We start from the raw sequence: 25873 nt of genomic DNA, 5'->3' as shown, positions 1-25873 counted from the left end.
CCCGGCCTACATTCATTCCCGTTTGTAGGCCGGGTAAGGCGCAGCCGCCACCCGGCAATAATATTTACGCCATCGTGCCAATCGTCTTTCTGAAACGCAGCAGCGCTATCACGAAGAACGTACTGCCAATCGCCAGCAGCGTCAGGAACTGCGGCCAGACAATATTAAATCCTGCGCCGCGGTAAAGAATCGCCTGCGCAAGGCTAACAAAATGGGTAGTCGGCATCGTCAGCATAATGTCCTGCACCGCCTGCGGCATGCTTTCACGCGGTGTAGAGCCGCCGGAGAGCATCTGTAACGGCAGCAGTACCAGAATCATCAGCAGCCCCAGTTGTGGCATGGAGCGCGCCAGCGTGCCCATAAAAATGCCGATTGATGTGGTGGCGAACAGGCTCAGCGCCACTCCCAGCATAAACAGCGGTATCGAGCCTTCAATCGGTACGCCGAGCACACCTTTTACCATCAGCATCAGTGACAGACCGGAAACCACCAGCACCACCAGCCCCATCGACCAGATTTTTGCCATCATGATTTCAAATGGCGTCACCGGCATCACCAGCAGGTGCTCAATGGTCCCATGTTCACGCTCGCGAATCAGCGCCGACCCGGTAAGCACAATCGCCAGCATGGTGATGTTGTTGATAATCGCCATCACCGCGCCAAAGCGGGCGGGTTCCAGATTGGGGTTAAAGCGCATACGCATTTCCAGCGCCACCGGCAGCTCGCTGTTATCGCGGAAACGCGACACAAAGCTGTTCACCTCGCCACCGATGATATTCTGGATATAGCTGTTGCCGGTAAAGGCCTGGCTCATCCGCGTGGCATCGACGTTAACCTGAATATCCGGCTGCCGCCCAGCCAGTACATCGCGCTGAAAATCAGGCGGAATGTTCACGGCGAAGGTATAGCGCCCGGCATCCAGCCCGGCATCCATCTCATCGGCGGTAATCATCTCCGGCGGTAAAAACCACGGACGATAAAAACTGTTCACAATGCGATTCGACAACTGTGACTGGTCCATATCGGCAATGGCAATCGGCGCCAGGTGCAGCGACCCAGGCAGAACGGTCGCAGAAGAGTAAACCGAGACCGTGAAGGCGAAGACGATCAGCGTCAGCATCGCTTTGTCACCCAGCAGGCTGCGTAACTCTTTGATGCCGAGGTTATAAATATTCCGTAATCGGCGCATCACCCCTCCTGTTTTTTCAGCAGTAATACGCTCAGACCAATGACCACTGGAATGGCTACCGCCAGTGGAATAAACAGCGGCCAGAGATCGGTCAGATCCAGCGCTTTAGAGAACGTCCCGCGCGCGATGGTCAGAAAATGGCTGGTCGGGTAAATTTCGCCAATCCACCGTCCCGGCCCTTCCAGCGAGGCGACCGGGTCGATCATCCCGGAAAACTGCGTCGCCGGGATCAGCGTAATAATCGCCGTACCAAAAATGGCGGCGATCTGACTTTTCATAAACGTGGAAATTAACAATCCCAGCCCGGTGGCAATGGTGACGTACAGCAGCGCGGCCAGCGTCAGGGTCAAAAAACTCCCCTTATGCGGGACGCCGAATACAAACACCGACAGCGCGCACAGCAGCAGGAAGTTCAGCATGCCCAGCACGATGTAAGGCAACTGTTTGCCGAGTAAAAACTCGCTGCGGGTAGTGGGCGTCACGTACAGGTTGATAATCGACCCCAGCTCTTTCTCACGCACCACGCTCAGAGCGCTGAGCATGGAGGGGATCATCATCAACAGCAGCGGGATCACCGCCGGAACAATCGCTGGCAGGCTTTTCACATCCGGGTTGTAACGATAGCGAGTTTCAATGGTCATCAATCCGTTTTGCCCGCTGGTATTTGGCTGACGCGCCATCACATCCTGCAGCCAGGTCTGGTGCATCGCCTGCACGTAGCCTCTGACCGTTTCCGCACGGCTCGGCATTGCGCCATCGACCCAGACGCCAATCTTCACCGGCGTTCCACGCGCGATATCGCGGCCAAAATTTGGCGGGATCTCTATGGCTACCGCGACTTCGCCCGAGCGCATCCGTTTGTCCAGCTCGTCATAACTGGTGAGCGGCGGCTGCTCGATAAAATAGCGCGATCCCGCCAGATTCAGCGTCCACGCCTGGCTGCTGACTGTCTGGTCACGATCGAGCACCGAAAAACGCAGGTTTTCCACATCCATGCTGATGCCGTAGCCCATGATCAGCATCAGGATCACCGTGCCCATCAGCGCCAGCGTTGAACGTACCGGATCACGTCGCAGCTCCAGCGCTTCGCGGCGGCTGTAGCTGAACAAGCGCCGCAGGCTAAATCCCTGGTGCGGCGGCTGACTGTTTTCATGCACTGACGGGACATTGGCTGGCGGTAACTGAGCCTCCGGCGCCGGACCTGCCGCTTCCTGTAACCAGGAGATAAACGCTTCTTCCAGACTGGCGGCACCACGCTGTTTCACCAGCTCCTGCGGCGTACCGCTGGCCAGGACTTTTCCGGCGTGCATCAGCGACATACGGTCGCAGCGCTCCGCTTCGTTCATAAAATGGGTGGAGATAAAAATGGTCACTTTATCCTGACGCGACAGATCGACCATCAGTTGCCAGAACATGTCTCTCGCCACCGGATCGACCCCGGAGGTTGGTTCATCGAGAATGAGCATCTCCGGGCGATGGATCACCGCCACCGCCAGCGACAGGCGTTGACGGATCCCCAACGGCAGCGCGCCAGGCAACGCGTCTTCGACATCGGTCAGCGAAAAGCGCTCACTCATTTCTTGTACCCGCCCCGGGATTTCTGCTTCGGGGATATGGAACAACCGCGCGTGTAGCTCGAGGTTTTGCCGTACGGTCAGCTCGCTGTAGAGCGAAAACGCCTGCGACATATAGCCTACCCGGCGACGGGTATCGATATTCTTCGGGTCAACCGCTTGCCCAAACAGCCACGCCTCACCTTCACTTGCGGGTAGCAGCCCGGTGAGCATTTTCATGGTGGTGGATTTACCGCAGCCGTTGGAGCCGAGAAAACCGAAGATTTCCCCGCGCGGAATACGAAAGTTAACGTGGTCAACGGCCACGAACTTGCCGAAGCGCATGGTCAGATCTTTCGCCTCGATGGCAATCTCTTCCTGCTCAGCGTGATACGGCGGGATCACCACTGGCTTATGCGCCTGACGCTGGGCTTCGGGTAACAGCGCGATAAACGCCTGCTCCAGCGTGTCGGTGTTGGTTTTTTCGCGTAGCTGCTGCGCGCTCCCGGTGGCCAGCACCTCCCCGGCGTTCATCGCCACCAGCCAGTCAAAGCGCTCGGCTTCTTCCATGTATGCGGTCGCAACCAGCACGCTCATGTTGGTCTGCCGTTGGCGAATGCTGTTAATCAGATCCCAGAACTGGGCGCGGGAGAGCGGGTCGACCCCGGTGGTAGGTTCATCGAGAATTAACAGTTCCGGGTCATGGATCAACGCGCAGCACAGCCCCAGCTTTTGCTTCATCCCACCCGAGAGTTTCCCGGCCGGACGATCGCGAAACGGCGCCAGTCCGGTGCTGTTCAGCAGCTCGGTAATCCGCGCTTCGCGCTCCGCTTTGTCATGGCCAAACAGCCGGGCAAAGAAATCGACGTTCTCATACACCGACAGCGTGTGGTACAGGTTTTTCCCCAACCCCTGCGGCATCCAGGCAATGCGCGGGCAGACATCCCGGCGATGTTTCGGGTCGCGCATATCGCCGCCCAGCACCATCACGTTACCGTGTTCAATGACTCGCGCGCCGGAGATGAGCGACAGCAGGCTTGATTTTCCGACGCCATCCGGGCCAATCAGCCCCACCATACAGCGGGCGGGGATATCCAGCGTGATATTGTTCAGCGCTACCGTTTTCCCGTAATGCTGACTCACGCCGTCAAGGTGCGCCACGGGAGGAACGGGAACCAGCGCCAGATGCGTCATTGCGGCAACCTCACCATCAGGTCGTCAGGCCAGGCTCGATTTTCATCGATACGCACCCACGCCATGCCCGGCAGACCGGTTTTCACGTACTCGAGATGCTGCTGCAACAGCTCTGGCGGGATCCGCGCTTTAACGCGGAACATCAGCTTCAACCGCTCATCGCTGGTTTCAACCGTTTTCGGTGTAAACTGCGCGACGCTTGCCACAAAGCTGATGGTCGCCGGAACACGCAGATCCGGTGCGGCATCCAGCACCAGGCGCGCTTCGCCGCCAATCTTCAGTAAGCCAGCCTGTTCGGTAGGCAAGAAGAACGTCATGTAGACATCACTGAGATCGACCATATTCAGGACGCGCCCACCCGCAGAAAGCACCTCACCCGGCTCAGCAACGCGGTACTGCACGCGACCATCGCGCGGGGCTTTCAGCTCGCTGTCATCAATATCAGCCGCAATACGACGTTCGGTGGCCTGCGCAGCTTCTACGCGGGTTTGCGCCTGAATGATGCTGGTGCGAGCGGCTTCAATTGCGGCTTTTGCCGCTGAGACCTGCGCCTTTGCGGATTCCAGCGCGGCGCGTGCGCTTTCTGCCGCGGCCCGATCGTCATCCAGTTGTTGCTCAGACACGGCCCCACGCTGGGATAGCGAACGGGAACGCACGTGGCGTTTAGAAACCGACTGCAGCTCCGCCTCGCGCTGTTTTACTACCGACTGCGCGGCGCGCATTTCACTTTGCCGCTGTTCCAGCAGCGCTCGCGCCGCCGCCACCGCGCTTTCGGCCTCTTTGATTTGCGCGATCGCTTCCAGCCGCTGCTCCTGCAGCACGCGAGTATCCATTTTCGCCAACCCCTCGCCCTGACGAACGAACTGCCCTTCCGACACAAGGATCGTGTCAATTCGCCCGGCAATCTTGGTAGCAATATCCACTTCGGTGGCTTCAATTCTGCCGTTGCTGGCTGCGAACCCCTCCGGTATTCCGGCAGGACGGAGCATCCACCATGCTATCGCGGCCACCACGACCAGGATGCCCGCCCCCCACCACATCACATGACGCTTAAACTTATCCATATTCGACCCGCCGTAATCCCTGTTATCAAACGATGCGTGTCACAAAGCCCGCTGAATAGCTATTCAGCGGGAGATTCCATCCGGGATGAGAAGGAATAAGAAACTATGGCCAGAGAGCGGACAGGCGTTAAGGCAACCTGCGCCGCGCAGGAAGTGAATGACGAAAATGCTGTGAAATCGGGTAGTAATGTTGTCATCATCAGCGTTCCTGGCCGGAAATGAAACACGCATACTCATAACTGCTGTCTATTGAATACTAACACCTGGATTCAATATGTCTATTCGGTTGTAGTTTCCACTTCAGCCCTATCGCGCTCTGGCACAGGGAATATTTCGTATATCAACGATTGATAAACATTCACAACTATAAACATAATCAATAATTAGACATCGCTATAATAGTGGCTCATTTACCGATCTCGTTATGGCGAGGCTCCTGTACAAATACAAGTTACCGCCCTGCTGGTATCGAGAGAGGCCACTCAGGGAAATACAGGCATCCATCGAATCAAGGTGTTGCCAAGGTAACTTCTGACGATTACACCATCGGGCAGATACGTTGTTCAGTGCTAAAACCAGGACGTAGGGATCCGCCTGCGCTAACCCTGTCTTGTTCGCCCCTATGAGAGATTTTTATAGGGAATTACACCATGTCATCTATGCCACTCTGCGCCGCCCATCATCCTATGCCGGATTTCAATGGCGATGCTATCGCGCAATATATGCGCACCGATTTTATTACCCTGCCGGATCATCTCAGCGTGAACGGCGCTCGTGAATACTTTGTCTCCCAGCTCACAACGGATGATATTCCAGGCCAGGTCTTTGTTGTGGCTGGAAAAGCGCTGCGCGGGGTGTTATCCATCAAGCGCTTATTGCAGGAAAAAGATACATCGCTGAACATCAACCATCTTACGGACAGTTGTTTGTTTCATGTAAAGCCTGATGATGAACGGGCACAGGTCGTTGCCGAGTTAGCCGAACGCGAACTCGATCTGGTGGCTGTCGTTGAGAAAGGTGAGCTGGTCGGTTGTCTGATGGAAAAAGAGATCGCTCATCTACAGGAAGATGATGTTACCGAAGATGTTCAGCTTCAGGGGGCAACGTTGCCGCTGGAAAAACCCTACCTGGAGATTAGCCCGTGGACATTGTGGAAAAAACGTTCTGTCTGGCTCCTGCTGCTTTTTGTCGCAGAAGCCTATACCAGCAGCGTTCTTCAACATTTTGAAGAGGCGCTGGAATCTGCTATTGCACTGGCCTTTTTTATTCCACTATTAATTGGTACTGGCGGCAACAGCGGTACGCAGATCACCTCAACGCTGGTACGTTCAATGGCGCTGGGAGAAGTACGGCTGCGCGATATGGGTCGGGTGATCCGCAAAGAAGTTTCAACTTCGCTGCTGATTGCCCTGACGCTGGGTCTGGCAGGCTGCTTGCGCGCGTGGATGATGGGTATCGGAGTGGAAATCACGCTAATCGTCAGCCTGACTCTGGTTTGCATTACGTTGTGGAGCGCCGTGGTGTCATCAGTGATCCCCATGGTGCTCAAGCGTATCGGCATTGATCCCGCCGTGGTTTCCGCCCCGTTTATCGCCACGCTTATCGACGGTACCGGGTTGATTATCTACTTTAAAATCGCCCAGTATTTTCTTGGTCTGAACTAATGATAACGCCCGGCAGCCCAGGTTGTCGGGCACCACGGTCAGGCAGGTGTCAAATCCTGCGCGCATGCCCAGGCGCTCGACCACGCCCACTGGAAGTTATAGCCGCCCAGCCAGCCGGTGACGTCCATGACTTCGCCGATAAAGTAGAGTCCCGGCACTTTGCGCGCTTCCATCGTGCGCGATGACAGCTCGTTGGTATCGACGCCGCCCAACGTGACTTCAGCGGTACGATACCCTTCCGTACCGTTCGGCTGCACCCGCCATTCGGTCAGCGTCTCAACCAGCGTTTGCTGATCGCGTACATTAAGCTGCTTCAGCGAGACATCCGGGATTTGCCCTAACTGCTGTAAGCATTCCACCAGACGCTTTGGCAACTGCATTGCCAGGGTGTTCTTTAAGCTTTGATTAGGGTGTGCGCTACGTTGGTCATCGAGGAAGCTCGCGAGGTCAACATCCGGCAACAAATTAATGCTGACAAATTCACCTGGCTGCCAAAAACTGGAAATTTGCAGCACGGCCGGACCAGAAAGCCCGCGGTGCGTAAAGAGCAGGTTTTCACGAAATACGGTGCCGTCCTCGGCGGTGATAACGGAAGAAACGGATACGCCAGAGAGCACCTGAAGCTGCTCCAGTAGCGGCTTATGTAAGGTGAAAGGCACCAGCCCTGCGCGCGTAGGCAAAACGTTCAGGCCGAACTGTTCCGCAATTTTATAACCAAACGGCGTCGCGCCCAGACCCGGCATAGAGAGACCTCCGGAGGCGATAACCAGCTTTTTCGTGCCGACACTCATCCCATTCAATGCCAGGACAAAATCGTCACCATCTCGCTCAACGCTCAGGATTTCGCTACGTAACCGCATAGTTACGTTACCTTTTTCACACTCATCCACCAGCATATCGACAATTTGCTGGGCGGAATCATCGCAGAAAAGCTGGCCTAGCGTTTTTTCATGCCAGGCAATACCGTGCTTACCCACCAGATCGATAAAATCCCACTGTGTATAACGCGCCAGCGCCGATTTGCAAAAATGCGGGTTTTGACTCAAATACGCAGCCGGCTCGACATAAAGGTTGGTAAAGTTGCAGCGGCCCCCGCCAGACATGAGAATCTTGCGCCCGGGCTTTTTACCATTATCAATTAGCAGTACGCGACTACCTGCTTGTCCTGCCTGCGCGGCACAAAACATACCCGCTGCGCCAGCGCCTATAATAACGGTATCAAACCTTTCCACGTTGCGATCCTCTCTAAAAAGCGGGAGTGAATTGTAAAGATTCCTCAGTGGTCGCACCAGCACCAAACTACCGATAAAGGGTATTTATCTGAAATATATAGGATAATTCTTTAGTGGTGTGAAACAAAGCAGGAGACAAATCAAAAAAACTCTATATTTCACTTTGCCCGCGCCGCCAAAGTCACTGATAATGCGCCGCGTTCATGTCCTCAAAATGGCGTAACGTCCTATGCTACATTTGTTTGCTGGCCTGGATTTACATACCGGGCTTTTACTATTGCTTGCTCTGGCTTTCGTGCTGTTCTACGAAGCAATTAATGGCTTCCATGATACAGCCAATGCTGTCGCAACTGTGATCTATACCCGTGCAATGCGTTCGCAATTGGCGGTGGTCATGGCTGCGGTGTTCAACTTCTTTGGTGTTTTGCTGGGCGGTCTCAGCGTGGCGTATGCCATCGTGCATATGTTACCAACGGATCTGCTGCTTAATATGGGATCGTCACATGGCCTCGCCATGGTGTTCTCCATGTTGCTGGCGGCAATTATCTGGAACCTGGGTACCTGGTACTTTGGTCTGCCTGCATCCAGCTCCCACACGCTGATTGGCGCCATTATCGGTATTGGTTTAACCAATGCGCTGATGAACGGCACCTCGGTGGTGGATGCACTTAACATCCCGAAAGTTATCGGTATTTTTGCCTCGCTTATCATCTCACCTATTGTCGGTCTGGTGGTTGCAGGTGGTCTTATTTTCATTCTGCGTCGCTACTGGAGCGGTACGAAAAAACGTGCCCGTATCCACCTGACGCCGGCAGAACGTGAAAAGAAAGACGGAAAGAAAAAGCCGCCGTTCTGGACGCGTATTGCACTGATCCTCTCCGCTATCGGCGTGGCGTTCTCCCACGGCGCGAACGATGGTCAGAAAGGCATTGGTCTGGTGATGCTAGTGCTGATTGGCGTAGCGCCAGCAGGTTTCGTGGTGAATATGAATGCTTCCGGTTACGAAATTACCCGTACCCGCGATGCAATCAATAACGTCGAAGTCTTCTTCCAGCAGCGCCCTGACCTGCTTAAACAGGCCACAGGCGTAGACCAGCTGATTCCGTCCCCGACGGACGCGGCACCAGCGACGCCGACCGAGTTCCATTGCCACCCGGCGAATACCATCAACGCGCTGGAACGTGCGAAAGGTATGCTGGCGAATCTGGAAACCTACGACAAGTTAAGCGTCGAACAGCGTGGTCAGTTGCGCCGTATTATGCTGTGCATCTCTGATACCACCGATAAAGTGGTTAAGCTGCCTGGCGTAAGCGCTGACGATCAGCGTCTGCTGAAGAAACTGAAATCTGACATGCTGAGCACCATTGAGTACGCGCCTATCTGGATCATTATGGCCGTCGCACTGGCGCTGGGTATTGGTACGATGATTGGCTGGCGTCGCGTGGCAACCACCATCGGTGAGAAAATCGGTAAGAAAGGCATGACCTATGCCCAGGGGATGTCGGCGCAGATGACCGCCGCAGTCTCTATCGGTCTTGCCAGCTACACCGGTATGCCCGTTTCCACCACACACGTTCTCTCCTCTTCCGTTGCGGGAACGATGGTTGTTGATGGCGGCGGTTTGCAGCGTAAAACGGTGACCAGCATTCTGATGGCCTGGGTCTTCACCCTGCCAGCAGCAATTCTTCTTTCCGGCGGGCTGTACTGGCTCTCCCTGAAGCTTATCTAAGCGAATGCGCGGTAAAAAAGCGGGTCAGGAAACTGGCCCGCTTTTTTTGTATCTGTCGTTGGAATCAGTGCCAGATAATCAGCGCAACCATGCTGATTAGCACCAGGCCGCATAGCGCGCTGGTGAGAATGAACTGACCGCGAACCCGCTCACAGCGGCGAATAAATTCATCATCATGATGATCGCGGTAACGCTGAGCGTAGATATACCACACCAGACGCATCTGCTTGTTCGGTTGCCCATGCGAGGTAAAAAAGCCCCCTCCATCTACATACTGGTAAAGCAATGGATCGCAACCACGAAGTACTACTAGCAGTGCGCGTAGCGAAGAAAAATAGCGCGCCATATTAACAATGCAAACGACACATAAAGCCCAGAACAATGCAATGGTGCTTATCATACCCCCTCCCCGGCGACCCGCCCACGGAACTCCTTTCCGGGACTACCGCTCCCCGATACCCTGCCAAACCATTCAGTGAAGAGTACTGAAGAAACCGTTCGTATTAGTATCACGCATTCGAACGCCCCTCTAGATAGTGTAGGAGATTAGTTAATTTTTTTGCCAGAAGGTTAATCGCTATCAATGCAATTAACTAAAAAATTTGTTTAACTGCTTGGCAAGCAAGGCGGATTGACGGATTATTCTGGTCGCTATAATGTAAGGATAGTCCTTATATGGTACGTTTTTACGACTGGGCTAGCCCCGCGCGCAAGGTTCGCAGGACGCGGATGACGCGGCGGCAGAGAAACGCCAGCAGGCTAGTCATCGACAACTTATGGAAGGAGTAACACTATGGCTTATAAACACATTCTTATCGCGGTTGATCTTTCTCCGGAAAGCAAAGTTCTGGTTGAAAAAGCGGTCTCTATGGCGCGGCCTTACAATGCTAAAGTTTCCCTTATCCACGTTGACGTAAACTATTCCGACCTGTACACCGGCCTTATCGACGTGAATCTGGGCGACATGCAGAAACGCATTTCTGAAGAAACCCACCACGCGTTAACCGAGCTGTCCACCAACGCAGGCTACCCTATCACCGAAACCCTGAGCGGTAGCGGCGACCTGGGTCAGGTTCTGGTTGATGCCATCAAAAAATACGACATGGATCTGGTCGTTTGTGGTCACCACCAGGATTTCTGGAGCAAACTGATGTCCTCCGCGCGCCAACTGATCAACACCGTCCACGTCGACATGTTGATTGTTCCGCTGCGTGACGACGAAGAAGCATAAAATGCTTGCCGCCGGGATATAGCCCGGCCTGCTGCAAGTAGTTAAGCCTGTAAACGCCCGCCTGTGCGGGCGTTTTTGTTTTTATCATTCGGACACAATTAGTACATCAATCCAACAAACAAATCATAATTAGTGTGATCAACTAATTGGATCGAAAACCATCTCTATAATACTCTACTCTCGCGGACAATAGCCGCAGTCTATAACAAAATAAGACTTTTTCGGCGCGTTTAAGCATACGCGTTCATACTTTTCGGGATGGCTTTGAAAGGCGATGGAATATGAATAAAACTGCACCTACGGGCTTGCTGCAGCAACCTCGTCCGTTCTTCATGATCTTCTTTGTAGAATTATGGGAACGATTTGGCTATTACGGCGTTCAGGGCATCCTGGCGGTATTCTTTGTTAAGCAGCTAGGATTTTCACAGGAACAGGCATTTGTCACCTTTGGTGCCTTTGCTGCGCTGGTCTACGGCCTGATCTCGATCGGCGGCTACGTCGGCGACCACCTGTTAGGCACTAAGCGCACGCTGGTTCTCGGTGCCATTGTGCTGGCAATCGGCTACTTCATGACCGGGATGTCGCTGCTCAAGCCCGATCTGATCTTTATTGCTTTGGGTACCATTGCCGTCGGTAACGGGCTGTTTAAAGCCAACCCGGCAAGCCTGTTGTCAAAATGCTATCCACCAAAAGACGCCCGTCTGGACGGTGCTTTCACCCTGTTTTATATGTCGATTAACATCGGTTCGTTGCTGTCGCTGTCGCTGGCGCCGGTGATTGCCGATAAGTTTGGCTACGCGGTGACTTACAACCTGTGCGGGGCCGGGCTTATCGTCGCGCTGCTGGTCTACTTTGCCTGCCGTGGGATGGTAAAAAATATCGGTTCTGAGCCAGACCATAAGCCGCTGAATTTCCGTAATCTGCTGTACGTGCTGGCCGGTACGGTAGTGATGGTATTTATCTGCGCCTGGCTGATGCACAACGTGCAGATTGCCAACCTGGTGTTGATCGTCTTGTCGCTTGCCGTGACTATCATCTTCTTCCGTCAGGCATTCAAACTGGATAAAACCGGGCGCAACAAGATGTTCGTGGCCTTCATCCTGATGCTGGAAGCGGTTGTGTTCTACGTGCTGTACGCGCAGATGCCGACATCGCTGAACTTCTTTGCTATCAATAACGTGCACCATGAAATTCTCGGTTTCGCCATTAACCCAGTGAGCTTCCAGGCGCTGAACCCGTTCTGGGTGGTGCTGGCAAGTCCGGTACTGGCCGCGATCTATACCCGTCTGGGAAACAAAGGCAAAGACCTGACTATGCCGATGAAATTTACGCTCGGTATGTTCCTGTGCTCGTTGGGCTTCCTGACGGCAGCCGCTGCCGGGATGTGGTTTGCGGATGCGCAGGGGCTGACGTCGCCGTGGTTTATCGTGCTGGTATATCTGTTCCAGAGCCTGGGTGAACTGCTGATTAGTGCCCTGGGATTGGCGATGGTCGCCGCTCTCGTGCCGCAGCACCTGATGGGCTTTATTCTCGGGATGTGGTTCCTGACGCAAGCCGCCGCCTTCCTGATGGGCGGGTATGTCGCCACGTTTACTGCCGTACCGGAGAACATCACCGACCCGCTGCAAACGCTGCCGATCTACACCAACGTCTTCAGTAAGATAGGCCTGGTCACCCTGGCTGTCACGGTGGTGATGGCGATTATGGTGCCCTGGCTGAACCGAATGATTAATACGCCAGATAGCAGTAAATAAGCTTTTTTTATCATTAACCGCGAGTCACATCGCGGTTTTTTTTGCCTTTTAAGTCCTGCATTGTAAGAGCGTAGTTTATACAAACAGGTCATCATGCATGGACATGACCATGAACGATATTGCGTTGATTAAGACTTCAGTTTTATCACGCCAGTGGAAAACGCTTCTAACCGAGGATGAGCACCGGGCATTTTCAATCGCTACCCTTTGCGAGCGTTAATCCACTCCTGAACTTCGACCACAAAAGTGTCCGGCGCTTTGCGGTACATTTTGCGCGCCAAATCCAGAATCGTATGCTGACCGAGCGCTTCTTCCATTCGCTGCTGAGCCATATCCATTACCGAGCGCACACCACAAATGCCTTCACAGGCCCACTCCGGCGGATGCTCCTCAAATACCGCCAGCCGTTGGCGAATCTCACGACACTCAAAGATGCGCTTATCGCCATCAATGGCATTCACCACGTCCAGCACCGTAATGTGTTCAGCAGGTTTAGCCAACTGGAAACCGCCGCCCTTTCCCTCAATGCTGCGCACCAGGCCCGCTTTCGACAAACGGGTGAAAATTTTCGCCAGGTAGTCGTACGGCACGCTTTGCAGCTCGGCAATTTCCCGCACGCTCATATCCCGCGCGTCGCCCTTGCTGTCGACCATACACATCAGGCTATGAATGCCGTACTCAACCCCGGAACTGTAAAATGCCATTCTCTTATCTCAGCCAAAATGAATCTGAGTTAATTGTAGCTTTTTCGTCTCATTCATTCCAGACAGCAGCACAACCCATATTTATATAAAAACTTTAATCATATATTTATCAAATAGATAATCAAACATCCTACGACATCAGGACAAAAAGGATCCTGATCGCATTGCAATTCTTAACTACGACAAATAAAATCCGAGTAACTTATTCGTAGTCACCAGAGAGAACCCCCCAATGCGTAAACGAATTCTGATCGTGGGCGCCGGCTTTGCCGGTATGTGGGCAGCATTAAGCGCCGCACGACTGGCGGATAAACATCAGCAGGCCATTGATATTACAGTAATTGCACCACAGCCAGAGCTGCGTGTCCGCCCACGCTTTTATGAACGCGCCGTACAAACCCTGGTCGCCCCGCTGCAACCCTTGTTTGACGTTACCGGCGTCAACTTCCTGCAAGGTCACGTCGAGCAGATCATCCCGGACTCTAAAGAGGTGAGCTGGAAAGATGCCAACGGAGAAATTCATCTGCGCCGCTACGACCGCCTGGTACTCGCCAGCGGGAGTCACGTTAACCGCGACGCCGTTGTCGGTGCAGCCGAGCATGCGTTTGACCTCGACCAGCTCGAGAGCGCCACCGCACTGGAGCAGCACATTACAGACCTGGCATTACAGCCGGAAAGTGAGACTCGCAATACGGTGGTGGTCTGTGGCGGCGGCTTTACCGGGATTGAGATGGCGCTGGAATTACCTGGTCGTCTGCGTGAGATTCTGGGTGCCGATGCTAAGACCAGAGTGGTCGTAGTTGAGCGCGGTGCTCAGCCTGCCGGGCGCTGGAGCCAGGAATTACGCGACGTGATAATCAAAGCCTCCGCTGAACTGGGCATCGAATGGTTGGTAAATGCAGAAGTAGAAAGCGTGGATGCCGGGGGCGTAACGCTGAAAGATGGGCAGGTTATTGCCTCTCAAACAGTTATCTGGACCGTCGGCGTGCAGGCCAATAGCCTGACAGCACAGATTAACGCCCCGCGCGATCGACAGGGCCGCCTGCATGTGAATGCCAATCTGCAGGTCGTGGGTCATGATGATATCTACGCCACTGGCGATGTGGCCTACGCCGCCACCGATGACAAAGGCAACTATGCGTTAATGACCTGCCAGCACGCTATTTTGTTGGGTAAATTTGCCGGTAATAACGCCGCTGCAAGCCTGCTAGGAGTAGAACCTTCACCGTACCGTCAGGAGATGTACGTCACCTGTCTGGATCTCGGCGCGTGGGGCGCGGTGTATACCGAAGGATGGGATCAGCAGGTCAAACTCACTCGCGCAGAAGCGAAGAAACTGAAAGTATCGATTGTCAGTGAACTGATTTATCCGCCGAAAGCGGAAAGAGCCGTCGCATTTGAGATGGCTGACCCATACGCACCGTTTGTTTAAGCAGTAATGCCGGATAGCGGCTAACGCCTTATCCGGCCTACAAACTACGCGGTCCCCGCGTAAATATCAAACCGATGCCCTTTCGTGACTACCGCGTTCGGCGTGGCGACACCCGCCAGCGGCGGTGCGTAATCCGGGCGCTTCACTACCACACGTTTAGTGGCTAGCTGACGCGCAGGCTCCAGCAGCCCATCCGCATCCAGGTCCGGCCCCACCAACGACTGAAACACGCGCATCTCTTTTTTCACCAGCGCGCTTTTCTGCTTATGCGGGAACATCGGGTCGAGGTACACCACCTGCGGACGCGGGGTGATATCGGTTAACGCCGTCAGGCTTGAGGCGTGGATCAGTTGTAAACGTTCCTGCAGCCACGGACCGATTTCCGGGTCTGCATACCCTCGCGCCAGGCCATCATCCAACAGAGCTGCAACGACCGGGTTACGTTCCAGCATCCGCACGCGGCAGCCTACTGAGGCCAGCACAAACGCATCGCGCCCCAGCCCCGCAGTCGCATCAACCACATCCGGCAGGTAATCGCCTTTAATGCCAACCGCCTTCGCCACCGCTTCGCCGCGACCACCGCCAAATTTGCGCCGATGAGCCATCGCACCGCCAACGAAATCCACGAAGATACCGCCGAGTTTGGGCTCATCACGTTTGCGCAGTTCCAGATGTTCCGGTGTCATCACCAGCGCCATCAGGTTATCTTCATCGTGCGTAAGATTCCAGCGGGCGGCAAGAACAGATAAGGCGCCGTCTCCGGCGCCTGTTTCATCTACTAAGCAGATTTTCACGTGAATAATCAGCCTTTAATCCCGTAATGCTCCAGCATTGCATCCAGTTGCGGCTCACGGCCACGGAAGCGCTTGAACAGTTCCATCGGCTCTTCAGAACCACCACGGGTGAGAATGTTATCGAGGAACGATTGTCCGGTTTGACGGTTGAAAATCCCTTCATCTTCAAAGCGAGAGAATGCATCCGCCGCCAGCACGTCGGCCCACAGGTAGCTGTAGTAACCCGCCGCATAGCCACCAGCAAAAATATGGCTGAAGGCATGCGGGAAGCGGCCCCACGTTGGGCCCGGCACCACGGCGACCTGCTTTTTAATTTCCGCCAGCGTTTCGAGGATTTTCGCCCCTTGCTGTGGGTTAAACTCCGCATGCAGACGGAAATCAAACAAGCCAAACTCCAGTTGACGCAGAATAAACAGCGCCGCCTGGTAATTTTTCGCCGCCAGCATTTTATCCAGCAACTCCTTGGGCAGCGGCTCACCGGTCTCAAAGTGACCAGAGATAAATGCCAGCGCTTCGGGCTCCCAGCACCAGTTCTCCATAAACTGGCTCGGCAGTTCGACCGCATCCCACGGCACGCCGTTGATACCTGAAACACCGGCGGTTTCGATACGGGTCAGCATATGGTGCAGACCGTGGCCGAACTCGTGGAACAGGGTGATCACTTCATCGTGGGTAAACAGCGCGGGTTTGCCGTTCACCGGGCGGTTAAAGTTACAGGTCAGGTAGGCAACAGGCTTTTGCAGCGTACCGTCGGCTTTACGCATCTGGCCGACGCAGTCGTCCATCCACGCCCCGCCACGTTTATGTTCACGGGCATACAGGTCAAGATAGAAACTGCCGCGCAGTTCGTTGTTTTCGTCATACAGTTCGAAGAAACGTACTTCCGGGTGCCAGACGTCAACATCAGTGCGCTCTTTAGCGGTAATGCCGTAAATACGTTTAACCACTTCAAACAGGCCGTTAACGGCTTTGTTTTCCGGGAAGTATGGACGCAGCTGCTCGTCGCTGATGCTATAGAGGTGCTGTTTTTGTTTCTCGCTGTAGTAAGCGATATCCCACGGCTGCAGCTCATCGACACCAAATTCCGCTTTCGCGAAGGCGCGCAGTTGAGCCAGCTCTTTCTCGCCCTGAGGACGGGCACGTTTCGCCAGGTCGGTAAGGAAGTCGAGTACCTGCTGCGGGTTTTCCGCCATTTTGGTGGACAGAGATTTAAAAGCGTAGCTTTCAAAGCCCAGCAGCTGTGCCAGCTCGTGGCGCAGCGCGAGGATCTCTTCCATTATCGGGCTGTTGTCCCATTTACCAGCGTTTGGCCCCTGGTCAGACGCGCGAGTGGAGTAAGCGCGATACATCTCCTCACGCAGCCCCTGGTTATCACAGTAGGTCATCACCGGCAGGTAGCTTGGGATATCCAGCGTTAACAGGTAGCCTTCCTGCTGTTTAGCATCAGCCTGGGCTTTTGCAGCCGCCAGCGCGCTTTCCGGCATGCCGGAGAGTTCCGCTTCATCAGTCACCAGCTTAGTCCAGCCCATCGTGGCATCGAGGACGTTATTGCTGTAGAGATTGCCCAGCTCAGACAGGCGGGTGGCAATCTCACCATAGCGCAGCTGTTTTTCCTTCGGCAGACCAATACCAGAAAGCTCGAAATCGCGCAGCGCGTTATCGACCGCTTTTTTCTGTGCGGTGTCCAGGGTGGCGTAATGATCGCCGTCACGCAGGTCGCGGTACGCTTTGTACAGACCTTCATGTTGTCCAACCCAGGTGCTGTATTCAGACAGCAGCGGCAGCGTTTGTTCGTAGGCTTCGCGCAATTCCGGGCTATTCTTCACCGAGTTCAGGTGGCTAACCGGAGAGAAAATACGTCCCAGCACATCGTCAACTTCCGCCAACGGCTGGCAAAGATTTTCCCAGGTGTACGGCGCGCCCTGCGCAACCACTCGCTCAACGTTTTCGCGGCAATCGTTCAGCGCCTTAGTCACGGCAGGCACGACGTGCTCAGGCTGAATTTTAGAAAATGGCGGCAGTTCGAAGGGGGTCAGCAATGGATTGGTCATTAGCGCGGTCCTGTTGAAAAGAGTGAATGAAGCGCGTATCCGGCGCTGTGCATATTAATTTGTACAATGGGGTTAAGTGTAGAGGATTTCAATGCCAGGCGTTGCGCTTTCGCGGCAGTGACGACTTTTCTGTATACTGTGGCGATACGCTTTATTTTCGCCCGATATTGCGCTGTTTTCGGGCCTACGTTTATAACCTGGAACACGTTTACCCATGCTGAGTTATCGCCACAGTTATCACGCTGGCAACCACGCCGACGTCCTTAAACACACCGTCCAGAGCCTGATCATCGAATCGCTTAAAGAGAAAGAAAAACCGTTTCTCTATCTGGATACCCATGCTGGCGCAGGCCGTTATCAGCTGAGCAGTGAGCATGCCGAACGTACCGGTGAATATCTGGAAGGGATCGCCCGTATCTGGCAGCAGGACGATTTGCCTGCCGAACTGGAACCCTACATTGGCGTGGTGAAGCACTTCAACCGTAGCGGCCAACTGCGCTACTACCCCGGCTCTCCGTTAATTGCTCGCCAGTTGCTGCGAGAACAGGACAGCCTGCAATTAACGGAACTGCACCCGAGCGACTTTCCTTTGCTGCGCGGCGAATTCCAGAAAGATGAGCGCGCACGCGTGGCCAAAGCCGATGGTTATCAGCAGCTAAAAGCAAAATTACCGCCGGTTTCCCGTCGCGGGCTGATCCTTATCGATCCCCCCTACGAAATCAAAAGCGACTACCAGGCGGTGGTGACCGGTATTAACGAAGGCTATAAGCGTTTCGCAACCGGCACCTATGCGCTGTGGTATCCGGTAGTTCTGCGCCAGCAAATCAAACGCATGATCCACGACCTGGAAGACACCGGTATCCGCAAAATTCTGCAAATTGAGCTGGCGGTGCGTCCGGACAGCGATCAGCGCGGCATGACGGCGTCCGGTATGATTGTAATAAACCCGCCGTGGAAGCTGGAGCAGCAGATGAACAGTGTCCTGCCGTGGTTGCACAGCAAACTGGTTCCGGCAGGAACCGGTCATACGTCGGTAAGCTGGATCGTGCCGGAGTAATCGCAGTCATCGGTGGAACCTTTTAATTTCAGGTATACAATCGCGAATATTTTGGCGGATGGCGTAACGCTTCTCCGCCCTACAATGAACATGAAGGAGCGGTCATGACCAAGCACTATGATTACATCGCTATTGGCGGCGGCAGCGGCGGTATTGCCTCCATTAACCGTGCAGCAATGTACGGCCAGAAATGCGCGCTGATTGAAGCTAAAGAGCTAGGCGGCACCTGCGTTAACGTTGGCTGCGTACCGAAAAAAGTGATGTGGCATGCCGCACAGGTCCGCGAAGCAATCCACATGTACGGGCCGGATTACGGTTTCGACACCACCATCAATAAGTTCGATTGGGATAAACTGATCGCCACGCGTACCGCTTATATTGATCGCATTCATACCTCGTACGACAACGTGCTGGGCAAAAATAATGTCGATGTGATTAAAGGCTTTGCCCGCTTTGTGGATGCCAAAACCATTGAAGTGAACGGTGAAACCATTACTGCCGATCATATTTTGATTGCTACCGGTGGTCGCCCGAGCCATCCGAGCATTCCGGGTGTGGAATACGGTATCGACTCCGACGGTTTCTTTGAGCTGCCCGCGCTGCCAAAACGCGTGGCCGTTGTTGGCGCAGGCTACATCGCCGTTGAACTGGCGGGCGTAATTAACGGTCTGGGTGCACAAACGCATCTGTTCGTGCGTAAACACGCGCCGCTGCGCAGCTTCGACCCGATGATCGTCGACACGCTCGTTGAGGTGATGAACGCCGAAGGCCCGACTCTGCATACTCACGCGATACCAAAAGCGGTCGTTAAAAACGCTGATGGTAGCCTGACCCTGCAACTGGAAGATGGTCGTAGCGAAACGGTAGATTGCCTGATTTGGGCGATCGGTCGTGAACCTGCCACCGACAACTTCAACCTGGCGGTTACTGGCGTGAAAACCAACGAAAAAGGCTACATCGTCGTTGATAAATTCCAGAACACCAGCGTGCCGGGTATTTATGCCGTCGGCGATAACACCGGGGCCGTTGAGCTGACGCCGGTTGCCGTTGCCGCGGGCCGTCGTCTGTCCGAGCGTCTGTTTAACAATAAGCCGGACGAACATCTGGACTACAGCAACATCCCGACCGTGGTCTTCAGCCATCCGCCTATTGGTACCGTGGGCCTGACCGAGCAGCAGGCTCGCGAACAGCACGGCGATGATCAGGTGAAAGTGTATAAATCATCGTTTACCGCGATGTATACCGCTGTCACCACCCACCGTCAGCCGTGCCGCATGAAGCTGGTTTGCGTCGGTCCGGAAGAGAAGATTGTCGGTATTCATGGCATTGGTTTTGGGATGGATGAAATGCTGCAAGGCTTCGCGGTCGCTCTGAAAATGGGCGCAACCAAGAAAGACTTTGATAACACCGTTGCCATTCACCCAACGGCATCTGAAGAGTTTGTCACCATGCGTTAATCGCGCTTCAGGAATGTTAAAGGGCAAAGAGGGGTTAGCTCTTTGCCCTTAGTTACGTTTCCGCTATTAGTTCAGCAGTTGCAGCAGATAGCGGATCAGCTCCAGCAACGCGATTAACGCTCCCAGAACGATGATTGCTTTATCAATCACCCGTTTTCTCCATCAGAGGGAGTGAGAATGCATCCGCTTACTCATCCATTGCCTGTCACGGCGCATGTCCCAGTGTTAGATGATGGAACTCTCACTCCGGCCAGAGCATCGGCCAACGGCACCACCCGTACAGCCGATCAGGACTTAGAAAGCGTTTAGCGCGCGTCCGGAATGAAAATGCTTCAGAGCTAACTGGATAAGTATACAGTTGTTTTAATCAAAACAACCAGCGTATTCTTGCAATACTACCGGTATGGTAATACGATTGAAGGGTTAGATGATGGAACTCTCACTTCGGCCAGAACCACCAACTCGGGCTGAAGCGTAAAAAAACCGACGCGAAGTCGGTTTTTTTACGTCCGAATCTGGACCACAGAGAAATTATTTACCCTGCATATACGGTGTATATACCCCATTAAGGCTTTCGAGGAATGCCACGATATCGTCGATATCTTCCTGAGGCAGTTCTTTACCCACCTGATAACGCAGCATCAGTTTTACCGCGCCGTCGAGCGTAGGCACATCACCGCGATGGAAATAAGGCGCAGTCAGCGCAACGTTACGCAATCCAGGGACTTTCTGACGCAGCTTGTCACGTAATTCATTGGTGACGTTCATGCGGCCAATATCTGCAGCAGTGACCTCGCCGAAATTAAAGTCCTTTTTCAGACCCAATGGCTCAAATGAACGTCCGCCTAAAATAATACCGCCATGACAGGTCGCGCACTTATTATCTTTAAACAACTGATAGCCATGTTTTTGCTGAGCGGTTAAGGCCGCTTCATCACCACGCAGCCATTTATCAAACGGCGAATTTGGCGTAATCAGCGTTTTCTCAAACTCAGCAATCGCATCGGTAATATTATCCCCACTGAATCCCTGCGGATAAACGGCAATGAACTCTTGCTTAAGTTGCGGATCCTTGTCCAGTTTCTGGATAATTTCATCCCAGGATTTAGACGCCATTTCGATAGGGTTCAACGGTGGGCCACCGGCCTGCGCCTGCAGTGTTGGCGCACGGCCATCCCAGAATTGCTCAACGTTAAAGACCGAGTTAAATACCGTTGGCGCATTGATAGGGCCAACCGCGCCGCCGACACCGATTGACGTTTTCCGGCCATCCACGCCGCCCGCATTCAGGGCGTGACAGTGCGCACAAGAAATCGTGCTGTCGCCGGAAATACGCGGGTCATGGTAAAGCGTAAAACCAAGCGCTACTTTGCGGGCATCGGTCGGGATGCTTTCCGGTATCGGCTGTACAGGTTCATTACGATGCTGCGTGGCAGTATCGTTACTGGCGTAGTACTGCTCACGCTGTTTCGCAATCCAGCCCAGGATCTCTGCTCGCTCCGTATCGCTTACTTTGCCAGCCCAGTGCAATGCGGTATAACGCGTCGGCGGCATGGTCTCGTACTGCATCACCCACTCAATTTTATTCAGATCGCTTTGCGAAACGGGTTTATCCGCGACCAGCGCCGCACGAACGGCCTCAAGATTGAATGATTTGTATCCCAGTTGAATATCGTAATTCATCAACTGCTTAGCGACGGGAAAAGAAGAATAGAAAGGTAATTCAGCCGAAGGAGTGTGACAATAATCGCATCCTTTTTCACGTAAGAACCCTAGTACTTTATTATTTTCTTCCAGCGTAGAGGCCTGAACATCAGCCTGTTTACTCCGTTGATTATCGTGATACCACACATAACCGGATAATCCAAAATAACAAATCGCGACGCCAGCTATGGCAATCACGGTAAGACGGGTAATGATTTTCATTATTTTACCCTCACCGTTGTGAGTTATTGTGACCCAGAAAATTAGAATAATTAATAGACAGTCTTTGTCAGACCTGACCATCATAGGAAATGAGGGAATTACTATTTTGATAAGTATCAAGCAATTACATGGAGGAGAACTATCGATAGAATAGCCTGTGCCTATTATAGAGTTAAACGTTACCAGGTTGTGTTCACACCTCGTTGCAATCGAATGTTCTGAAAATGGAATATCCTCAGGTTGTGCAGAATTCAGAATTATTCATTATTTTCATTAGGATAGATTTATTTTTTGGATATTGCGCAGCACTAAAATGTGATCGACCGCACGCTTTACTCACCAGATACCGAAGCGAATGTCTACGCTTAATTGACGAGCGGGCAATAGCCTTAATCTTTCAACGTCCATCGGAGGTCTTTCGCATTATGCTCAACCAGAAACTACCCCACGCCCCTTCTGAAGAAATGACGATCGACATCGATCTGCTTTATGAAATGGATCCGTGCGAGTTAAAGCTGGATGAAATGATTGAGGCGGAGCCTGAACCAGAGATGATTGAAGGGTTACCCGCCTCAGATGCGTTAACTCCCGCCGATCGTTACCTCGAGCTGTTTGAACACGTTCAGTCGTCGAAACTGTTTGCCGATAGCAAAACCTTCCCCGACTGTGCGCCGAAAATGGATCCGCTGGATATTTTGATCCGCTATCGCAAGGTTAAACGCCACCGCGACTTTGATCTGCGACGCTTCGTCGAGAACCACTTCTGGCTCCCGGAAACGCCCTCCAGTGAATATGTTTCTGACCCGGCAAATTCGCTGAAAGAGCATATCGATCAACTGTGGCCGGTGCTGACGCGCGAACCACAGGACCACATTCCCTGGTCCTCGCTGCTGGCGTTACCGCAGTCATATATTGTGCCCGGCGGACGTTTTAGTGAAACCTACTACTGGGATTCCTACTTCACCATGCTGGGTCTGGCGGAGAGCGGTCGCGAAGATCTGCTGAAATGTATGGCGGACAACTTTGCCTGGATGATTGAAAACTATGGTCACATCCCGAACGGTAACCGTACTTACTACCTGAGTCGTTCGCAGCCGCCGGTCTTTGCGCTGATGGTCGAACTGTTTGAAGAGGATGGCGTACGCGGTGCGCGTCGTTACCTTGATCATCTAAAAATGGAGTACGCGTTCTGGATGGATGGCGCAGATTCCCTGGTACTCAACCAGGCCTACCGTCACGTGATCAGAATGTCGGACGGCTCCCTGCTCAACCGCTATTGGGACGATCGTGATACGCCGCGCGATGAGTCGTGGCTTGAAGACGTCGAGACTGCCAAGCATTCGGGTCGCCCACCCAATGAAGTGTATCGGGATTTGCGCGCGGGCGCGGCCTCCGGCTGGGATTACTCCTCGCGCTGGCTACGCGATGCAGGCCGTCTTGCCAGCATACGCACCACTCAGTTCATCCCTATTGATCTGAACGCGTTCCTCTACAAGCTGGAGAGCACTATCGCCAATATTTCCGCACTGAAAGGCGACAAAGAAACTGAGGCGCAGTTTCGCCAGAAAGCCAATGACCGCCGCGATGCGGTGAATCGCTATCTCTGGGACGATGAAAACGGCTGCTATCGCGATTACGACTGGCGGCGCGAACAAATGGCTCTGTTCTCTGCCGCCAGTATTGTTCCGCTGTATGTCGGCATGGCAACGCATGAACAAGCCGACCGACTTGCCAATGCGGTCCGCAGTCGCCTGCTAACCCCCGGAGGGATTTTAGCCACGGAGCATGAAACGGGTGAGCAATGGGATAAACCCAACGGCTGGGCGCCGCTGCAGTGGATGGCGATCCAGGGTTTCAAACTTTACGGCGACGACCATCTAGGGGATGAAATCGCCCGTAACTGGTTGAAAACGGTGAATCTCTTTTATCAGGAACACCACAAGCTTATCGAAAAATACCACATCGCCGACGCCGCGCCGCGCGAAGGCGGCGGCGGAGAATATCCGTTACAGGACGGCTTTGGCTGGACCAATGGCGTGGTGCGCAGACTCATCGGTCTGTATGGCGAACCCTAGCAGCTGACGGTCTGAATTATCAGACGGTCAGTTAATCGCATCGTACAGTTCGGCGTGAATTTTCTGCCATTTCTTGTTCTCTGGGCTTGGCTGCGCGCGAACGCGTAGCTCGGCCTGTTCAAGGTCATACTGCTGACGCGCGACAACCGCCGGCACCGAACAAAAACTTTGCAGGTAGCTTTTATGCAGCGATGTGAGTGACGCCCCATTCGCCATCGCATGGCTGACCGTGGTCATAAAATGCCGACATGGCTTACTCTCACTCATCTGCGAAGGGTAACGCAGCAGCAGCCTCAACACCTCGGTATTGCCTGCCGAGAATGCCTGCTCCGTCCACGCCAGCTTCCAGTCCATCCCGCCCTGCAGGAAAAGTGACGTCACACGGGTGTCGTTGCGCTCGATAGCCGCGCGCATGTTAAAGGCATCCCAGGTGATGCCCATTCGGGTCACCGACTCCCGCGCACCAGGGGCATCACGCCGTGGCTCCTCCTGCACGATTTCAACGGATTGCCCGGAAGACGCTTGTGGCGCTGGCGAAGTGAATAACCAGAACGCGCCCAGCGAAATCACCAGCACCATCACACCGACCGCTACCCACAACATGCCGGAAATCAGCTGTTCACGTTCTTCCGCCGTGCGCCTGGCCCGCTTCTCCGGCGGATCGATACTGTCTGCGATTTCCTGTTTATCGCCCCCCGCCTGCTCGTCTTTTTGCTTTGCGCTTTCCCAAAACTGGCGAACCATCGCCTCATCGGACTCCATATACGACGCAGGATTAATGCGCGTTCGCCGTTCTTCAAATGCCCGCTGCACAGGGTGAGTAATCTGTCGGTACTGGCAATCCAGCAACAGCAGTTGTACTGAGGTTAGCGGCTGCTGCGCGATAACGCAGTTACGGGCCAGGCGGCAGTCATCCAGGAACATCCTCAGCGTGATACGTGGCTCAACAAACGACATGAGCACCGAGGTGTCGTTAAAAATCTCGCTAAAATGCCGAACGAATAACTTCTTATCGACAACCATCAGCGCCAGTTCGCTAAACATCATGCCGTCCAGCGCATCCCGACTTTCCCCCAGCTTTAACCAGCGACGCAGACGTTCACCGCCAAAGTGCTGTTTCAGGAAGCTGTTGAGCGGATGTTGATCCGGCCATACCCGCGCAATCAGGGATTTGAGGGTTAATTCTATTGCGCGAAGCTGACGCTGCGCCCGCATCTGCGCATCCGGCTCTGCACGTTCAATCTCGGTTGGATACTTCAGGAGGGGCTGTTGCTGGCGCAACTGTTCCAGAGAAGCGACAAAGCGCAGCGCAGAAATCAGCTGGTTTTCGCTGACGTCCTGGCCATTTTCATATTGCGGCACGCTCTGCTGAAGATGGCGTAGCCGCAACGTGAACTGACTCAATTGCGCGTCATTCATCTGCAACCGCCTGGCGACAACGCCCCAACCTCCCAGATTCAATCGCGCCTGGTCAAGCTGCTCAAGAAACCAGCGTGGATCTTTACCCTCTGCGACGCGCACGCCAAGCATCAGTAAAATTTCTACCGAGGCTTGCCGGATTATCCCCAAACAATGTTCGAATGGTGTACATGTCGCCTGTAACGCGCTATTGGTCATTATCTTCCCTAAAAGGACCCAAAAAGTGCGGCCTCACAATGGTGTGTAGTTATCTTTTTTAAATGCAGCGCTGTGCCGCCACAGACTAAAACATATTCATATAGTAAATAAATATGTTTTACAGTGACTTCCACACAATCATTGAAAATT

General features: G+C 53.7%; 19 protein-coding genes and 1 riboswitch. Of the genes, 8 read left to right on the top strand and 11 right to left on the bottom strand.

Translation table 11 applies throughout. From position 1 onward, the window contains the following. Positions 1-64: 64 nt before the first annotated feature. Genes HV243_RS01200 through HV243_RS01190 form a run of 3 tightly spaced genes read right to left on the bottom strand, consistent with a single transcriptional unit; the run spans position 65 to position 5000 of the window. Complete coding sequence (locus tag HV243_RS01200) at positions 65-1189, bottom strand: ABC transporter permease (protein ID WP_046274497.1); 1125 nt, start codon at positions 1187-1189, stop codon at positions 65-67. Further along, positions 1189-3936, bottom strand: a complete 2748-nt coding sequence (rbbA, locus tag HV243_RS01195; RefSeq protein WP_053389200.1) for a ribosome-associated ATPase/putative transporter RbbA — start codon at positions 3934-3936, stop codon at positions 1189-1191. The genes HV243_RS01200 and rbbA overlap by 1 nt, the downstream gene beginning before the upstream one ends. Continuing rightward, positions 3933-5000 carry an HlyD family efflux transporter periplasmic adaptor subunit gene (locus HV243_RS01190; RefSeq protein ID WP_181603924.1) on the bottom strand — a complete coding sequence of 356 codons (1068 nt, stop codon included), beginning with the start codon at positions 4998-5000 and terminating at the stop codon, positions 3933-3935. The genes rbbA and HV243_RS01190 overlap by 4 nt, the downstream gene beginning before the upstream one ends. Positions 5001-5411: 411 nt before the next feature. Beyond that, positions 5412-5595: riboswitch (M-box (ykoK) riboswitch) on the top strand. A 55-nt stretch (positions 5596-5650) separates the two neighbouring features. Between HV243_RS01190 and HV243_RS01185 the strand changes: the two genes are divergently transcribed. Further along, the gene (locus HV243_RS01185) at positions 5651-6664 is read left to right on the top strand and encodes a magnesium transporter (protein ID WP_016154873.1); all 1014 of its coding nucleotides are present in this window, start codon (positions 5651-5653) and stop codon (positions 6662-6664) included. A gap of 38 nt (positions 6665-6702) precedes the next feature. On the opposite strand, the gene HV243_RS01180 is transcribed toward HV243_RS01185, so the two are convergent. Continuing rightward, positions 6703-7896, bottom strand: coding sequence for an NAD(P)/FAD-dependent oxidoreductase (locus tag HV243_RS01180; protein ID WP_149330495.1), 1194 nt, complete (start codon positions 7894-7896; stop codon positions 6703-6705). Between the two features lie 229 nt (positions 7897-8125). On the opposite strand from HV243_RS01180, the gene pitA reads away from it, so the two are divergent. Next, positions 8126-9625, top strand: coding sequence for an inorganic phosphate transporter PitA (pitA, locus tag HV243_RS01175; RefSeq protein ID WP_016154875.1), 1500 nt, complete (start codon positions 8126-8128; stop codon positions 9623-9625). 64 nt (positions 9626-9689) lie between these two features. Here pitA and uspB read toward each other — a convergent pair whose 3' ends face one another. Beyond that, positions 9690-10025 carry a universal stress protein UspB gene (gene uspB / locus HV243_RS01170; RefSeq protein WP_003023371.1) on the bottom strand — a complete coding sequence of 112 codons (336 nt, stop codon included), beginning with the start codon at positions 10023-10025 and terminating at the stop codon, positions 9690-9692. A gap of 393 nt (positions 10026-10418) precedes the next feature. Here uspB and uspA point away from each other — a divergent pair, with 393 nt between their 5' ends. After that, on the top strand, positions 10419-10856 hold the full coding sequence (gene uspA / locus HV243_RS01165; RefSeq protein WP_003023368.1) for a universal stress protein UspA: 438 nt from the start codon (positions 10419-10421) through the stop codon (positions 10854-10856). Between the two features lie 281 nt (positions 10857-11137). Continuing rightward, positions 11138-12610, top strand: coding sequence for a dipeptide/tripeptide permease DtpB (dtpB, locus tag HV243_RS01160; RefSeq protein ID WP_016154876.1), 1473 nt, complete (start codon positions 11138-11140; stop codon positions 12608-12610). A 200-nt stretch (positions 12611-12810) separates the two neighbouring features. On the opposite strand, the gene HV243_RS01155 is transcribed toward dtpB, so the two are convergent. Continuing rightward, positions 12811-13314 (bottom strand): Rrf2 family transcriptional regulator, encoded by a 504-nt coding sequence (locus HV243_RS01155; RefSeq protein ID WP_016154877.1) that lies wholly within the window; start codon positions 13312-13314, stop codon positions 12811-12813. A gap of 232 nt (positions 13315-13546) precedes the next feature. Between HV243_RS01155 and HV243_RS01150 the strand changes: the two genes are divergently transcribed. Then, entirely contained in the window at positions 13547-14746 is a 1200-nt protein-coding gene (locus tag HV243_RS01150; RefSeq protein ID WP_053388687.1) for an NAD(P)/FAD-dependent oxidoreductase, read from the top strand. Between the two features lie 44 nt (positions 14747-14790). On the opposite strand, the gene rsmJ is transcribed toward HV243_RS01150, so the two are convergent. Both rsmJ and prlC read right to left on the bottom strand, forming a co-directional pair. Beyond that, positions 14791-15540, bottom strand: a complete 750-nt coding sequence (gene rsmJ / locus HV243_RS01145; RefSeq protein WP_046274491.1) for a 16S rRNA (guanine(1516)-N(2))-methyltransferase RsmJ — start codon at positions 15538-15540, stop codon at positions 14791-14793. An 8-nt stretch (positions 15541-15548) separates the two neighbouring features. Then, the gene (gene prlC, locus HV243_RS01140) at positions 15549-17591 is read right to left on the bottom strand and encodes an oligopeptidase A (RefSeq protein ID WP_053388688.1); all 2043 of its coding nucleotides are present in this window, start codon (positions 17589-17591) and stop codon (positions 15549-15551) included. A 214-nt stretch (positions 17592-17805) separates the two neighbouring features. Here prlC and HV243_RS01135 point away from each other — a divergent pair, with 214 nt between their 5' ends. Further along, positions 17806-18648, top strand: coding sequence for a 23S rRNA (adenine(2030)-N(6))-methyltransferase RlmJ (locus HV243_RS01135; RefSeq protein WP_016154881.1), 843 nt, complete (start codon positions 17806-17808; stop codon positions 18646-18648). Positions 18649-18752: 104 nt separating this feature from the next. Further along, positions 18753-20105: a glutathione-disulfide reductase gene (gene gorA, locus HV243_RS01130; RefSeq protein ID WP_046274489.1), complete on the top strand. Its 1353-nt coding sequence runs from the start codon at positions 18753-18755 to the stop codon at positions 20103-20105. A gap of 66 nt (positions 20106-20171) precedes the next feature. Here gorA and dinQ read toward each other — a convergent pair whose 3' ends face one another. Then, positions 20172-20255 (bottom strand): damage-inducible type I toxin DinQ, encoded by an 84-nt coding sequence (gene dinQ, locus HV243_RS01125; protein WP_003837776.1) that lies wholly within the window; start codon positions 20253-20255, stop codon positions 20172-20174. 381 nt (positions 20256-20636) lie between these two features. Next, positions 20637-22031 carry a cytochrome-c peroxidase gene (locus HV243_RS01120; protein WP_016157700.1) on the bottom strand — a complete coding sequence of 465 codons (1395 nt, stop codon included), beginning with the start codon at positions 22029-22031 and terminating at the stop codon, positions 20637-20639. A 425-nt stretch (positions 22032-22456) separates the two neighbouring features. Here HV243_RS01120 and HV243_RS01115 point away from each other — a divergent pair, with 425 nt between their 5' ends. After that, positions 22457-24106 carry an alpha,alpha-trehalase gene (locus HV243_RS01115; RefSeq protein ID WP_016154885.1) on the top strand — a complete coding sequence of 550 codons (1650 nt, stop codon included), beginning with the start codon at positions 22457-22459 and terminating at the stop codon, positions 24104-24106. Between the two features lie 27 nt (positions 24107-24133). Here HV243_RS01115 and HV243_RS01110 read toward each other — a convergent pair whose 3' ends face one another. Then, positions 24134-25723 (bottom strand): STY4199 family HEPN domain-containing protein, encoded by a 1590-nt coding sequence (locus HV243_RS01110; protein ID WP_053388689.1) that lies wholly within the window; start codon positions 25721-25723, stop codon positions 24134-24136. Positions 25724-25873 lie beyond the last annotated feature (150 nt).

Origin of the sequence: Citrobacter sp. RHBSTW-00599 (assembly GCF_013784065.1) — a bacterium.
GTDB classification, from domain to species: Bacteria; Pseudomonadota; Gammaproteobacteria; order Enterobacterales; family Enterobacteriaceae; genus Citrobacter; species Citrobacter braakii.
Note: the sequence above shows the minus strand (reverse complement) of the source record. Positions and strands in the feature narration are given on the sequence as shown.